This is a genomic window from Nocardioides sp. GY 10127 (assembly GCF_004919085.1).
Classification (GTDB): Bacteria; Actinomycetota; Actinomycetes; order Propionibacteriales; family Nocardioidaceae; genus Nocardioides.
In genome coordinates this window covers 445148-459851 of the sequence record NZ_STGL01000007.1, presented here as the reverse complement: position 1 = coordinate 459851, position 14704 = coordinate 445148, and the positions used below count along the sequence as shown (strand labels likewise).

Here is a 14704-nt window from a genome sequence, read left to right as displayed (position 1 = left end):
TGGGGACGGCGCCTCGGACGGTCACTGCGGACGCGTCAGCCGAGCAGCTTGCGCCGCAGCAGCATCACGCCGGCACCGGCCAGGACGATGCCGCCCGCAAGCAGCCCGCGGTTCACGTCACGGCCGGTCTCCCCGTCCTCGCCCTGCACCTGGAAGGAGTAGGCGGCGAGGCCGACGGCGCCCTCGGGGGCGCCCACGACCATCGACTCCGTCTGCGCGCGCTCGGCCTGGGCGGCCAGCGTGGCGTACATGGCGCCGTAGGACTGAGCCGTGTCCTCGCCCGCCGAGACCAGCTGCGAGGTGCCCTCGTCGGAGAGCTGCTGGGCCCCGTCGACGAGCGCGGGGGCGCCGTCGGCGGCCTGGTGGAGGCCGTCGGCGAGCTGCTGGGACCCGGTCGCGGCGTTCTGCAGGCCGGAGGCGAGCAGGGCCGAGCCGTCGGCCAGGTCGCCCGAGCCGTCGGCGGCCTGCTGCGCCCCGTCGGCGAGCTGCTGCGCGCCGTCGTCCAGCTGCCCCGCCCCGTCGGCGAGCTCCCCGGTGCCGGCCGAGAGGCGGTCCGCGCCCGCGGAGAGCTGCTGGGCCCCGGTCAGGAGGCGCCCGGTGCCGTCGGCGAGCTCCACCGTGCCGTCGGCCAGCAGGACGCTGCCGTCGGCGAGCTTCACGGTGCCGTCCGCGAGCTCCTGGGAGCCGTCCGCGAGCTGGTCGGCACCGTCGGCGAGTGCGCCGGCCCCGTCGTCGAGCTGGCCGAGACCGGCCTCGAGCTGCGCGCTGCCGGTGTGGGCCGCCTGCGCCCCGGCGCTGAGCTGGAGCGCGCCCTGGACGGCGGCGGTGAGGCCGTCGGCGAGGGCGTCCAGCCCCGCCGAGACCTGCCCGACGCCACCGGCGGCCTGCTGGGCGCCCGTGTGCAGCTGCTGGCTGCCCGTCTTGGCCTGACCCAGGCTGGTGGCCAGCTGGGAGGCGCCCGGCACGAGCTGGGTGTCCAGCGCCGCCAGCGCGGTGGCGAGTCCGCTCGAGACCTGGCCCAGCCCGGCCGAGGCCTGCTGGGTGCTCGTCCGGCTGCTCTCGACGGCCGCGGCGAGCGCGTCCATGGTGGCGCCGCACTGGGCGTCGGCGGTGCACCACGCCAGCGTCTTGACCCCGAGGATGGACGTCTTGAGCTGGTCGATGGACCCGCCGCTGCCGGCGGCCGCGTCGAGCCCGGCCTTCACCTGGTCCACGCCGGCCTTGGCGGCGCCGAGCCCGCTGGTGTCGCTGCGCAGCGCGACGAGACCGCCGTGGATCTGGCTCGCACCCGTCTCGGCCTGACCGAGGCCGGTGGAGAGCGCCTGGAGCCCGCCCACGAGGCTGGCCGGGTCGGAGTCGGAACCCAGGCCGGCCTGGATCTGCGCGACGCCGGCCTGGAGGGCGGCGACGCCGTCCGCCGCGGCGCCCAGCCCGCTCGACCCGCTCAGGGCGTCGAGGCCCGCGGAGATCTGGGCGAGGCCGTCGGTGAGGTCGGCGCTGCCGTTGCGTGCCGCCTTGGTGCCGGCCGCCAGCTGGTCCGCGCCGGCGGACAGCTTGGTGGCGCCGTCGCCGACCTGCTCGGCCCCCGAGCTCGCCCTGCCCAGCCCACGGGCCAGCCGCGCCGCACCCGAGCGCAGCTCCTGGGCACCGTCGTCCGCCTGCTCGAGACCGTCCGCGAGCCGACCGGCGCCCGCGCCGAGGCGCTGCCCGCCGGCGTTGATCTTGTCGGCGCCCACGAGCAGCTCGCCCGTGCCGTCCGCGAGCTGTCCCGCACCGTCCGAGAGCTGGCCCAGCCCGGAGCGCAGCTGCCCCGCACCGTCCGCGACCTTCTGCGCGCCGGGGGCGGCGTCGTCGGTGAGGCCGGCGCTCAGCTCGTCCGCGCCGTCGCGCAGCTGCACGAGGCCGGCCAGGAGCTGGGCCGCGCCGTCGCGCAGCTCGAGCAGGTGGGAGTCGATCTGCGCCGCCCCGGAGGCCAGCTCGGCGCCGGTGTCGGCGCCGCCCTGGTAGGAGGTGGCGGCGGTGGCGAACGTCGGGCTGGACAGCGGGTCCACCGGCAGGGCCGTGAGCTCGGCGTCCGGCACGAGACCGTCGGTGATGTCCGCGCTCCAGCCGACCGTGCTCGAGTCCGACCCGATCGGCGGGATGAGCGTCATCGTGAAGCTGAGGATCATGCCGCCCTTGCCGTCACCGGCCATGTTGGCGGCCTCGCTCGTGACGCCGGTGAAGGACGCCGGGACCGAGGTGGTGAGGCTGGCGACCATCGGCAGCGGCACCGAGACGGTGTCGGTGACCGTCCCGCCGTTGCCGTCGTCGTAGGTGATCTCGGTCGGCTGCGCGGAGGTGTTGGTGACGGTGTAGCGGACCTCGAGGTGGCCGGTGGCGCCGACGATCTCCGAGGGGTCCACCTGCTCGCCGTCGAGCAGGTAGACGACGTCCAGCGTGATCGGCAGGTCGCCGTCGTAGTCGCTGACCGAGCGGAGCTCGCTCGCGCCGTCCACGTGGACGTCGGCGACCTGGACGCCGCCCTCCGTGCTCACGCCGGAGAAGCCGTCGAGGTTGCGCAGGCCGCTGGTCGCCACGGGGTTCTTGACCGTGACGTCGCCCTCGCCGGTGAGGGAGAGCTGCTCGTAGAGGCGGCTGGACTGCGGCGCGCCACTGGCGTCGGTGTAGATCTGGACGGTCTCGGTGTTGACGACGTCGACGTCGCCGGAGGAGTCGTCGGCCGCCGACGCGGCCGGCAGGCCGGCGGTGCTGACCGCGGCGACGAGGAGCAGGGCGGCGGCCGGACCGGCCACGGCGGCGGAACGACGTCGGGTGCTCATCGGCCCGCCTCCGTGGTGACGATGCCCAGGCCGGAGTCGGTGGACTGGCCGGTGGTGGACTGGCCGGTGGTGGACTGGCCGGTGGTGGACTGGTCGGTGGTGGCGGTCCCGTCCTCCGACGGGCCCTGCGGGGCGGCGCCGTCGGCGCCACGGCTGCGCGAGCGCTGGCCGGGGTCGGTCAGGGAGACCAGGACCAGACCGGTCACGGCGGAGACGAGCAGCCCGGTGATCGTCGAGGTCGAGGTCGAGAGCACCTGCGGCGGAGCCGCCACGTAGGTCTGCTCGTAGACGGCGGCGAGCACGCCGGCGCCGAGGAGGCCGGCCCACAGGGGCAGGCGCTCGCCGCTGCCGACGGCCACGGCGCCGACGAGCAGGACGGTGAGGACGACGGACAGGGCGTGGCCCGCAGGGGTGTCGGGCAGCAGGGCGGCGCGGACGACGTAGCCCACCCAGCAGGCCACGAGGCCGACGACGACCGCGGAGACCCGCTGGACCGGCGAACGGTCGTTGACCAGCCAGGTCACCGCACCCAGCGCGATGCCCGCCAGGGCGGTCGGGGCCAGGTCGAGACGACCCGAGCCGAGGACGACGAGCAGGCCGGCGCCGAGTGCCACGACGCTGCTCGAGTAGACGGACGTGCGCATGCGACAGCGCTCCCTCCGAGTAGGTGACGACCGCGGGGCCGAATGGCCACGGCGGGCGCTGGACTCCCTCCCCGGAACCAGACGCGAGCGAGAAGGTAACCCAAAAAGTGACCGCCGTCACGTCTTGTTACTCGTGAGTTCGTCCGGCGGTGTCGCGGCCGGTCCGCAGGACCTTCACCACACGGTGCACCGCAGTTCACCTGGTTCGGCCCAGTGGCCGCTCACAGGTTGCCTACGATGAACCGGTGACCTCCCTCTCCACCCCTGCCCCCGAGGAGACCGCCCCGACCCGTCGCGGCCCTCGCGGTCGCGTCGGCACGCTGCTGAGCAGCTCGGCCGGCATCGCCGTGGCGATGGGCGTCATGAACGTCTCGACCTACGGGTTCCAGATGGTGTCCGCGCGGCTGCTGGGCCCGACCCAGTACGGCGCGGTCGCCTCCCTCATGGCGCTGCTGATGGTGGTCGGCGTCGGACAGCTCGGCCTCCAGGCCGTCGCGGCCCGGCGCGTCGCGGCCCAGCCCGACGCCGTCGGCGCCATCGAGCGGGCGGTCCTGCGGGTCACGTGGCGCGCCTCCCTGCTCATGGGCGTGGGCATGGTCGTGCTCAGCCCGCTGGTCGTGCGGCTCCTGCACCTGGACTCGATCTGGCCCGCGCTCCTCGTCGCCGCCGCCTCGGTGCCCCTCACCGTCTCGGGCGGGCAGGCCGGCGTCCTCCAGGGCGAACGCCGCTGGCTCGCGCTGTCGCTGCTCTACCTCGGCCTGGGTGTCCCCCGGCTCGTGCTCGGCGCCCTCGCCCTCGTGGTGTGGCCCAGCGAGACCGGCGCCATGGTCGGCGTGACCGTGGCGATGGTGGTCCCGGCGCTGGTCGGCTGGGTCGCCCTGCGACCCCGCGGACAGGAGACGGGCGGCCCGGAGTCGCACGCCCCCGCGGCCGCCAGGCCGGTGGCCCGCGAGGCCGTGGGCGCCTCGCTCGCCCTGCTCGCCTTCTTCCTGCTCTCCAACCTCGACATCGTGCTCGCCCGCAACCTGCTCGACGAGCACGACGCGGGCCTCTACGCCGCGGGCCTGATCCTCACCAAGGCCGTCCTGTTCCTGCCGCAGTTCGTGGTCGTCGTGGCGTTCCCGTCGCTGTCCACCGCCTCGCAGCGGCGACGGTCCCTGCTGCGCAGCCTCCTGGCCGTGCTCGGCATCGGTGTCGTGTGCACCGTCGGCGCGTGGGTGCTCTCGGCGGTCGCGCTGGTCTTCGTCGGCGGGGCGGAGTACGCGGACGTCCAGGGCCTGCTCTGGCTGTTCGCCGTGCTGGGCACGATGCTGTCGATGCTCCAGCTGCTCGTCTACTCGGTGCTCGCCCGGCAGGGTCGCCGCTCGCAGTGGCTGGTGTGGCTCGGCGTCGTCGCGCTCGCCGGCCTGGGCTCCACGGCGTCCACGCTCGACGGCCTCGTCGCCGTCGTCATCGCCGTGGACGCCGTCCTGCTGCTCGTCCTGCTGGGCCTGAGCCTGCACCGCCTGGGTCAGGACCTCGAGCCGGAGACCGACCAGGACACCGGGCAGCACTCCGGGCAGCCCGCCGCCTGACGCGGCGGGCGCTCCCGCGCCTCAGTGCGCGGCGTCGTGCCAGGACGACCCGGTGCCCACCGACACGTCCAGCGGGACGGTGAGCGACGCCGCGGCACCCATCCGGTCGCGGACGAGCTCCTCGAGCGCCGCGCCCTCGCCGGGGGCGACCTCGAGCACGAGCTCGTCGTGGACCTGGAGGAGCAGCCGGGAGCGCAGCCCCTCGGCCTCGAGGGCCGCCTGGACGTCCAGCATGGCCACCTTGATCAGGTCCGCGGCGGAGCCCTGGATGGGGGCGTTCAGCGCCATCCGCTCGGCCATCTCGCGCCGCTGGCGGTTGTCGCTGGTGAGGTCGGGCAGGTAGCGGCGCCGGCCGCGGATGGTCTCGGTGAAGCCCGTGCGCCGGGCCTCCTCCACCACCCCGCCGAGGTAGTCCCGCACGCCGCCGAAGGTCTCGAAGTACTCGTCCATGAGGCCGCGCGCCTCACCGGCGTCGATGCCGAGCTGCTGGGAGAGCCCGAAGGCCGAGAGCCCGTAGGCCAGGCCGTAGTTCATCGCCTTGATCTTCGCGCGCTGCTCGACGCCGACCTCGGCCGCGTCCACGCCGAAGACCCGGGCCGCCGTGATCGAGTGGAAGTCCTGCCCCGAGCGGAAGGCCTCGATGAGCAGGGCGTCCTCGGAGAGGTGCGCCATGATCCGCATCTCGATCTGGCTGTAGTCCGCCGTCATGAGCGACTCGTACCCCTCGCCCACCACGAAGGCCTCGCGGATGCGGCGGCCCTCCTCCGTCCGGATCGGGATGTTCTGCAGGTTCGGCTCGGTGCTGGACAGGCGGCCGGTGGCGGCGATCGTCTGGTTGAACGTCGTGTGGATCCGCCCGTCGGGCTGGACCGTCTTGAGCAGCCCCTCGATCGTCTGTCGCAGGCGGATCACGTCACGGTGACGCAGCAGGTGCAGCAGGAACGGGTGCTCCGTCTTCACGTAGAGGCTCTGCAGCGCGTCCGCGTCCGTCGTGTACCCGGTCTTGGTGCGCTTGGTCTTGGGCATGTCGAGCTCGTCGAAGAGGACGACCTGGAGCTGCTTGGGCGAGCCCAGGTTGATCTCCTTGCCGATCACCGCGTACGCCTCGTCGGCGGCGGCCCGCACCTCGGCACCGAAGTGCGCCTCGAGGGACTCCAGGTGCTCGGTGTCGACGCTGATGCCCGTGGCCTCCATGCGGCCCAGCAGGTGGACCAGCGGGAGCTCCACGTCGCGCAGGAGCTCCTCGCCGCCGTGCGAGGCCACCTCGCCGTCCAGGGCCTCCGCGAGGTCCAGCACGGCACGCGCGTGGAGCATCGCCGTCGTGGCCGCCCGGTCCTCCGCGTCGTCCTCGGCCAGGGCGTCCAGCGCGAGCTGGCCGTCGTCGGCCGCCCCGGCGACGAGCTCGCGCTTGAGGTAGCGCAGCACCAGGTCGGCGAGGTCGTACGAGCGCTGGTCGGGGCGGACCAGGTAGGCGGCCAGCGCGGTGTCGCTCTGCAGCCCGGCCAGCGGCCAGCCCCGGGCGGCGAGCGCGTGCATCTGCCCCTTCGCGTCGTGCAGGACCTTCGGGCGGGCGGGGTCGGCCAGCCAGGTCGCGACCGCCGCGTCGTCCTCGGGCGTCACCGTCGCGGCGTCCAGCCAGGCGGCCTCCCCGGAGGCCGAGGCCAGCGCGAGGGAGTGGACCTCGCCGGTGCCGGCGCGCCAGGTGCCCTGGACGGTCAGGCCGACCGTCCCGACGGCGTGCTCGGCCAGCCACGGCGCCACCTCGCCCTCGCCCAGGCGGGAGCCCTCGACCTCGAAGCCCGACCCGTCCACCTCCTCCTCGGAGGAGAGGGTCTCGAAGAGCCGGTCGCGCAGGACGCGGAACTCCAGGCCGTCGAAGAGCGTGTGGACGGCCTGGCGGTCCCACGGTCGCACCGCCAGGTCATCGGGGCCGAGCTCGAGCGGGAGGTCCCGGACCAGGGCGTTGAGCCGCCGGTTGCGGATGACGTCGCCCAGGTGCTCCCGGAACGCCTCGCCCTTCTTGCCGGCGATCTCGTCGGCCCGGGCGATGACGTTGTCCAGGCCGTCGTAGGTGTTGATCCACTTGGCCGCGAAGCCCTGTCCGACCCCGGGGACGCCGGGGAGGTTGTCGGAGGTCTCCCCCACGATCGCCGCGAGCTCGGGGTAGCGCGCGGGCGGCACCTTGTACTTCTCCTCCACGGCGGCCGGCGTCATCCGTGCCAGGTCGGAAACCCCGCGCATCGGGTAGAGCACGGTCGAGCGGTCGGTGACGAGCTGGAGGGAGTCACGGTCGCCCGTGAGGATCAGGACCTCCATGTCGGTCTCGGCCAGCGCGCGTGTCGTGAGCGTCGCGATGATGTCGTCGGCCTCGAACCCGTCCTTCTTCAGGAAGGGGATGTGCAGCGCCTCGAGGACCTCCTCGATGAGCGGGAGCTGGGAGGAGAACTCGGGCCGGGTCTTCTGCCGGGTGGCCTTGTACTCGCTGTACTCGGCCATGCGGAAGGTCTGGCGGGAGACGTCGAAGGCCACGCCGACGTGGGTGGGCTGCTCGTCGCGCAGCACGTTGATGAGCATCGAGGTGAAGCCGTAGACGGCGTTCGTGTGCTGGCCGGTGCTCGTGGAGAAGTTCTCCACCGGCAGCGCGAAGAACGCGCGGTAGGCCAGCGAGTGGCCGTCCAGCAGGAGCAGCCGCGGGCGGTCGGAGGCAGGCGTCGTCTCGGGCACGCAGAGACTCTAGTCAGCGGCACCGACAGCGCCCGCGGCTAGGTTGTGCCCATGAGCGCCACCGAGCCCCCAGCGACGTCCACCGGCACCGACTCGGACCGGGCGGAGCAGGTGCGCGCCTTCCTGGCGGCGCTGCCGGACGGCGACGGCGCGCTGAACCGGCGGATGGGCATCGAGCTCGTCGAGGTGACGAGTGACCGGGTGGTCGCCACCATGCCGGTCGAGGGCAACACCCAGCCCTTCGGCCTGCTCCACGGTGGCGCGTCGGCCGTCCTGGCCGAGACGGTCGCGTCCGTGGCCGCGGGGCTGGCCGCCTGGCCCGACGGCGTCGCGGTCGGGGTCGACCTCAACGCGACCCACCACCGCTCCGCACGCTCAGGGGTCGTCACGGGCACCGCCACGCCGGCGCACGTCGGCCGGTCCTCCAGCGCCTGGGAGGTCGTGATCACGGACGACCGGGGCCGGCGCGTGTGCACGGCACGGCTGACCTGCAGCGTCCTGCCGAAGGAGCGCCTGGGCGGCTGAGGCGGCTCCCTGGCCTCAGGCCTCGGGGCGGGCCGTCCGGCGGCGCACGCTGCGGCGGGACACCACCGCCTGCGCCCGCACCTGGGCGAGCGAGCGGCGGTCCGGCCGCTGGGCCTCGATCCGCGCCCGCAGCTGCAGGACGCTCCCGCTGCGCACGACGGCCAGGGGTCGCAGCCCGAGCCGGGCCATGAAGCGGTTGGCCTCCCGCGAGGAGGCGGCCGCCGCGGTCACCACGTGCGAGACGCCGTGGTGCTCGGCGAACTCGGTGGCCGCCTCGAGCAGCCGTCGGCCGACGCCGTGGCGGCGGTGGCTGTCGACGACCTGCGGGCCGAAGGACTGGACGACCAGCTGGGGGTCGAGGGGGCTGAGCGCCCCCACCCGGAGCAGGACGGCGCCCGCGGGCGAGCCCCCGACCTCGGCGACGAGCAGCAGCTCCTGGGGGCTGGCGGCAGCGGTCTTCACGACGACCTCGAGGTGGGCCACCTGCTCGGCCACGTCACCGCGGAACAGCGCGCCCGCCCAGACCTCGGCCAGGAACAGCGCGTCCTCGACGCGGGCCTCCCGCAGGGTCACGTCGCTGCGCGCCATCGGCCACCTACCTCCCCCGCCCGGACGCACGCCCGAGCCGGACAAGAATACTGTCTGCCCCGCAGGCACCGCCGTCCTGCACCCGTGCGCTCCAGGAGGCCACCCCTGATCCCCGGAACCGGCACCCTCGTCAACGCCGCCACCGTGCTCGTGGGCTCCGCCCTCGGCGTCGCGCTCGGCCACCGCCTGCCGGAGCGCACCCGGGACCTCGTCACCGACGGCCTCGGCCTGGTCACGCTCCTCATCGCCGGCACGTCCGCGATGGAGGTGCTCTCCCCCGACCTCGCCGAGCTCGTGGGGCCGTCCGCGCCCATGCTCGTGGTGCTCGGCTCGGTGCTGCTCGGCGGCATCGTGGGCTCCCTGCTGCGCCTGGAGCAGCGGGTCGAGCAGCTCGGCGGCTGGGTGCAGGCCCGGCTGACCCGGGGCGAGGCCGGCCCCGCGAGGCAGCGGTTCGTCGAGGGCTTCGTCGTCTCCTCGCTGGTGTTCTGCACCGGGCCGCTCACCATCCTCGGCTCGCTCTCGGACGGTCTGGGCAACGGGGCCGAGCAGCTGTACCTCAAGGCGGCACTGGACGGCTTCGCCGCCATCGCGTTCGCGGCGTCCTTCGGCTGGGGGGTCGCGGCCAGCGTCCTGACCGTCCTGGTGCTGCAGGGCTCGCTCACGCTCGTCGGCGTCGCCGTCGGCGACGTCCTGCCTGCCGGCCACCTCGCGGCGGTCACCGCGACCGGCGGCGTGCTCCTCGTCGGCGTGGCCCTGCGCCTGCTGCGGCTGCGCGAGATCGCCGTGGCCGACCTGCTGCCCGCCGTCCTCGTGGCACCGGTGCTGGCGCAGGTCGTGGCCTGTTTGCGGTGACGTCACGATTGCGCAACGACACGGCTCACGGAGGTTTGAGGGGCCGCTGGCTTTGTACGGTGAGCACGCTGTGGGCGCGTCCGGACCGGACGACGTCCTGAGCACCTCACCACGGACAAGAAAGGTTTCCGCGTGAAGCGAACCACCACCTCCGGCTGGCTGAAGGTCATGGCCGGAACCGCTGCGCTGGGCCTCGCGCTCACCGCGTGCGGCTCCGAGAGTGACACCTCGGCGAGCGACAGCGACAGCTCCGCCTCCGCCAGCGACAGCTCCTCCGCTGCTGCTGACGAGTCGTTCACCAACGACGAGTGCGCCAGCGGCACGTCGGTCGACGACACCTTCAAGGCCGGCGGCATCCTGCCGCTGACCGGTAACCTCGCGTTCCTCGGCCCGCCGGAGATCGCCGGTGTCGGCCTCGCTGTGTCCGACATCAACGCCGCCGGCGGCGTGAACGGCTCCTCCGCCTGCACGCAGATCCTGGACTCCGGCGACTCGACCGACATGTCGGTCTCCACCGCCTCGGCCCGCCAGCTGATCCGCTCGGGTGCCTCCGTCGTCATCGGCGCTGCCTCCTCCAGCGTCTCGCTGAACTTCGTGGACGCGCTGACCGACGCCAAGATCACCCAGGTCTCCCCCGCGAACACCGCGGTCGACCTGTCCGGCTACTCGGACTTCTACTTCCGCACCGCCCCGCCGGACGGCATCCAGGGCAACGCGCTGGGCAACCTGATCGCCTCCGACGGCTACTCGAAGGTCGCCTTCCTGGTGTTCTCGGACACCTACGGCACCGGCCGGCGTGACGTCGTCCAGTCGACCATCGAGTCCGCCGGCGGCTCCTGCACCTACGGCTGCAAGGGCGACGGCGACGAGTTCCCGGCCGGTCAGACCACGTTCTCCTCCGAGGTCTCCGCCGCGATCAACTCGAACCCCGACGCGATCGTCGTCCTCGCCTTCGACGAGACCAAGGCCATCGTGCCCGAGCTCGTCTCCCAGGGCTGGGACATGCCGGCGACGTACTTCACCGACGGCAACACGGCCGACTACTCGGCCGACTTCGAGGCCGGCACGCTCGAGGGCGCTCAGGGCACCATCCCCGGCGCCGACGCGTCGCAGGACTTCAAGGACCGCCTGAGCGGCTGGTACGAGTCCGCCAACGGTGAGGGCCTGGACGACTACTCCTACGGCGCCGAGTCCTACGACGCCACCATCCTCGCGGCCCTCGCGGCCTACAAGGGTGGCTCGACCAAGTCGACCGCGGTCCAGGCGAACTTCGCCGCCGTGTCCGGCGCGACCGACGGCGAGGAGTGCACCTCCTACGCCGACTGCATCGCGCTGCTCGACGAGGGCAAGGAGATCCACTACGAGGGCCCGTCGGGCATCGGCCCGATCGACGACGAGAACGACCCGTCGTCGGCCTACGTCGGCATCTACCAGTTCGACGCCGACAACAAGCCGGTCCTCACCACCACCGTCCAGGGTTCCAAGTCCTGATCGACTCCCCCTGACGCTGGTGTGACCAGCCAGCTCCACCGACGAGCCCCCCGGACCTCAGGGTCCGGGGGGCTCTTCGCGTCCCCGGGGCCGGTGGGCGGTGTGCCAGCAACCGTTTGGCGCTCCCGGACGTTGCTCACGCACCGCCCCACCACAGCCACGCCCACCAGCGGTGCCGCAGCAACCGTCTGACGCCCTTGGGCTCACACACCGCCCGGCACGGCCACGCCCACCAGCCCCCACCAGCGGTGCCTCAGCAACCCTCTGACGCCGCCGCACGGTTGCCCACCCACCGCCCCACCACAGCCACGCCCACCAGCGGTGCCGCAGCAACCCTCTGACGCCGCCGCACGGTTACCCACCCACCGCCCCACCACAGCCACGCCCACCAGCGGTGCCCCACCAACCCTCTGACGCCGCCGGAAGGTTGCTCACACACCGCCCACCCACCAGCCCGGCGGCCAGCGGCGGCCCCGCGGGCAGCGGGAAAAGCAGGAGGGCCGCTCCCGGACGATGTCCGGGAGCGGCCCTCGAGGGTGCCGGGCGGCCGGGTGGCCGCGCAGGCTCAGTGAGCCAGGTCGTCGCGCTCGGCGTCGACGTCCTTGGCCAGGGTGCCGAGGTACAGCTCGATGACCCGGGGGTCGTCGGCCAGCTCGCGGCCGGCGCCCGAGTAGGCGTCCTTGCCCTGGTCCAGCACGTAGCCGCGGTCGCAGATCTGCAGGCAGCGGCGGGCGTTCTGCTCGACCATCACGACCGAGACACCGGTCTTGTTGATCTTGCGGGTGCGGATGAAGGTCTCGTCCTGACGCACCGGCGACAGACCCGCGGAGGGCTCGTCGAGCAGCAGGACGGAGGGCTCCATCATGAGGGCGCGGGCCATGGCCAGCGACTGGCGCTCACCACCGGAGAGCGCACCGGCGGACCGGTCCTTGCGCTCGTGCAGGTTGGGGAACAGGTCGTACATGGCGTCCAGGCGCTCCCGCAGCTTCTTGGGCCGCAGGAACAGGCCCATGCGCAGGTTCTCCTCCACCGACAGGGACGGGAAGACGTTGTTCGTCTGCGGGACGAACCCGACACCCATCTCCACCAGCTTGTTGGTGCGCATGTTGGTGATGTCCTTGCCACCGAGGGTCACGGTGCCCTCGTGGATCTTCACCAGACCGAACATCGCCTTGAGCAGCGTGGACTTGCCCGCGCCGTTGGGGCCGATGATGCCGATGATCTCGCCGGCGTGAGCCGTGAGGCTGCAGCCGTTGAGGATGTTGACGCCGGGCAGGTAGCCCGCCACCACGTTGCTGATCTCGATCAGCGGCTTGGTGTCGCTCACGACTGACCCTCCTCGGCCTGCTCCTCGGCCGCGACCTCGGCCTCGATCTGCTTCTCCATCGGGTCGCCGTCCTCGAGCAGCGAGTCGTCGCCGAGGTCGGTGTCGTGGTGGGCGCCCAGGTAGGCGTCGACCACGGCCGGGTCGGACATGACGGTGTCGGCGGGGCCCTCGGCCACGACGCGGCCCTCCGCCATCACCACGACCCAGTCGGAGATGTGGCGGACGACGTGCATGTCGTGCTCGACGAAGAGGACGGTCATCCCGTCGTCACGCAGGGCCTGGATGTGGCCCAGCAGCGACTGCGTCAGCGCCGGGTTCACACCGGCCATCGGCTCGTCGAGCATGATCATCTTCGGGTCCGTCATGAGCGCGCGCGCCATCTCGAGGAGCTTGCGCTGGCCGCCGGAGAGGCCGCCTGCGTAGTCGTCCTTCTTGGCGAGGAGCTTGAAGCGGTCGAGGAGCGCCTCGGCCTTCTCCGCGATCTCCTTCTCCTGCTTGGCCCAGGTCGGCTTCAGCCAGGACAGGCCCAGCTTCTCGCCGGTCTGGTTCTGCGCGCCCAGCATCATGTTGTCCATCACCGTCATGCGGTTGAGGGACTTGGTGAGCTGGAACGTGCGGACCATGCCGGACTTCGCCACCGACGACGCGGACGTCTTGTCCAGCGTGCGGCCGTCGAACGCCCAGTGGGCGCCCTTGCCGGCCGAGGACGGGGTGTCGAAGCCGGTGATGAGGTTGAAGAAGGTCGTCTTGCCGGCACCGTTGGGGCCGATCAGCGCGGTGATGACGCCGCGCTGGACCTCGAGGTGGTCGACGTTGACGGCCGTGACGCCGCCGAACTGGCGGACGATCGTGTCGACCTTGAGGATCGGGTCGGGCTTGGCGGCACCGGGCGTGCGCTCGACGCCCGCCATGAGCGCCTGGCGGGCGGCCGGGTCCGCGAGGTTCAGGGTGGTCTCAGACATTGAACCGGAGCTCCCTCTTGTTGCCGAGGATTCCCTGCGGTCGGAAGATGACCAGCAGCATCAGGCCGACGCCGACCACGATGTAGCTGAACTGCTCCGTCTGCTGGTCACCCATGATCGAGTTCGGGATGTAGGCAGCGGCCAGACCGCGGATGAGGATGCGGGCACCGAAGAACAGCGTGGTGCCGAGGACCGGGCCGAAGATCGCCGCCGCGCCACCGAGCAGGAGCGCGGTGTAGGCGAAGAAGGTCAGCTGCCGACCCATGGCGTCCGCCTGCACCGACTGGCTGATCACGTAGACCATGCCGCCGAAGGCACCGAACATGCCGCCGATGATGAGCGCCTGCATCTTGATGACGTAGACGTTCTTGCCGAGCGAGCGCATGGCCTCCTCGTCCTCACGCACGCCCTTGAGGGCACGGCCCCAGGGGCTGCGGACCAGCAGCCAGGTGATGAGCAGCGAGACGCCCACGAAGAACCAGGCGACGGCGCGGACCCACCAGCCGTTGGTGCCGGTGCGGCCGTAGCTGACCGGGAAGACGAAGAACATCAGGACGAAGGTCAGGACGCCGAGCACGGTCATGACGACGCGCGCCACGGTGCGGTTGGCGGCCAGCCCGGCGAGGGTGCCCTCGCCGGTCCGCATCGCCTTGGCGAGCATGACCAGCGCGACGATGACGGCGATGAGCAGGAGGAGACCGATGGTCTGCCCGGCGGTGCCGAGACCGAGGCTCTTGTAGTTGACGGGCAGCAGGGTGAAGGACCCGTCACCGAAGAACGACAGCTTCACGAAGGCCGGCTGGTAGCTCTTGCCGAAGATGCCCTGGGAGCCACCGGTCCACGGCTCGAGCGCCGCGAGGCGTCCTACGTACCGGATGATCTCCGCTGCGGAGATCGTGACGATCGCGAGGTAGTCCCCTCGTAGCTTCAGTGTCGGTGCGCCCAGGATGAAGGCGAAGACGACGGCGACGAGCAGGCCGACCACGACGGCCAGGAACATGCCCAGGCCCTGGGTGATGGAGATGGCCATGCCGTAGGCACCGAGCAGCATGAAGCCGGCCTGGCCGATGTTCATGAGGCCGGTGAAGCCGAAGTGGATGTTCAGGCCGATGACGGCGATGACGAGACCCGCGGTGGTCGGCGCGATGGCCTCCTCCACGGAGTTCGACAGGATGTTCAGGATCGTGTCCACAGT

11 protein-coding genes are annotated in these 14704 nt (G+C 72.4%); 4 read left to right on the top strand and 7 right to left on the bottom strand.

Going from position 1 to position 14704, the window contains the following annotated elements; all coding sequences use genetic code 11:
• Positions 1 to 35: 35 nt before the first annotated feature.
• Positions 36 to 2822 carry a hypothetical protein gene (locus E8D37_RS14520; RefSeq protein ID WP_136570463.1) on the bottom strand — a complete coding sequence of 929 codons (2787 nt, stop codon included), beginning with the start codon at positions 2820 to 2822 and terminating at the stop codon, positions 36 to 38.
• Entirely contained in the window at positions 2819 to 3466 is a 648-nt protein-coding gene (locus E8D37_RS14515; protein ID WP_136570462.1) for a hypothetical protein, read from the bottom strand. Before E8D37_RS14515 ends, E8D37_RS14520 begins: the two co-directional genes overlap by 4 nt.
• Positions 3467 to 3711: 245 nt before the next feature.
• Here E8D37_RS14515 and E8D37_RS14510 point away from each other — a divergent pair, with 245 nt between their 5' ends.
• Complete coding sequence (locus E8D37_RS14510; RefSeq protein WP_136570461.1) at positions 3712 to 5040, top strand: polysaccharide biosynthesis protein; 1329 nt, start codon at positions 3712 to 3714, stop codon at positions 5038 to 5040.
• Positions 5041 to 5061: 21 nt separating this feature from the next.
• On the opposite strand, the gene polA is transcribed toward E8D37_RS14510, so the two are convergent.
• Complete coding sequence (gene polA / locus E8D37_RS14505) at positions 5062 to 7764, bottom strand: DNA polymerase I (protein WP_136570460.1); 2703 nt, start codon at positions 7762 to 7764, stop codon at positions 5062 to 5064.
• Positions 7765 to 7815: 51 nt separating this feature from the next.
• On the opposite strand from polA, the gene E8D37_RS14500 reads away from it, so the two are divergent.
• Positions 7816 to 8289 carry a hotdog fold thioesterase gene (locus E8D37_RS14500; protein WP_136570459.1) on the top strand — a complete coding sequence of 158 codons (474 nt, stop codon included), beginning with the start codon at positions 7816 to 7818 and terminating at the stop codon, positions 8287 to 8289.
• 15 nt (positions 8290 to 8304) lie between these two features.
• On the opposite strand, the gene E8D37_RS14495 is transcribed toward E8D37_RS14500, so the two are convergent.
• Positions 8305 to 8877: a GNAT family N-acetyltransferase gene (locus E8D37_RS14495; RefSeq protein WP_136570458.1), complete on the bottom strand. Its 573-nt coding sequence runs from the start codon at positions 8875 to 8877 to the stop codon at positions 8305 to 8307.
• 84 nt (positions 8878 to 8961) lie between these two features.
• Between E8D37_RS14495 and E8D37_RS14490 the strand changes: the two genes are divergently transcribed.
• A complete protein-coding gene (locus tag E8D37_RS14490) occupies positions 8962 to 9729 on the top strand; it encodes a DUF554 domain-containing protein (RefSeq protein WP_240770447.1) in 768 nt (255 codons plus the stop codon).
• 132 nt (positions 9730 to 9861) lie between these two features.
• Positions 9862 to 11220, top strand: coding sequence for an ABC transporter substrate-binding protein (locus E8D37_RS14485; protein WP_206055754.1), 1359 nt, complete (start codon positions 9862 to 9864; stop codon positions 11218 to 11220).
• 565 nt (positions 11221 to 11785) lie between these two features.
• On the opposite strand, the gene E8D37_RS14480 is transcribed toward E8D37_RS14485, so the two are convergent.
• Genes E8D37_RS14480 through E8D37_RS14470 form a run of 3 tightly spaced genes read right to left on the bottom strand, consistent with a single transcriptional unit; the run spans position 11786 to position 14701 of the window.
• On the bottom strand, positions 11786 to 12547 hold the full coding sequence (locus tag E8D37_RS14480; protein WP_136570457.1) for an ABC transporter ATP-binding protein: 762 nt from the start codon (positions 12545 to 12547) through the stop codon (positions 11786 to 11788).
• On the bottom strand, positions 12544 to 13509 hold the full coding sequence (locus E8D37_RS14475; RefSeq protein WP_136570456.1) for an ABC transporter ATP-binding protein: 966 nt from the start codon (positions 13507 to 13509) through the stop codon (positions 12544 to 12546). Before E8D37_RS14475 ends, E8D37_RS14480 begins: the two co-directional genes overlap by 4 nt.
• Positions 13502 to 14701, bottom strand: coding sequence for a branched-chain amino acid ABC transporter permease (locus E8D37_RS14470; RefSeq protein ID WP_136570455.1), 1200 nt, complete (start codon positions 14699 to 14701; stop codon positions 13502 to 13504). The genes E8D37_RS14475 and E8D37_RS14470 overlap by 8 nt, the downstream gene beginning before the upstream one ends.
• Positions 14702 to 14704 lie beyond the last annotated feature (3 nt).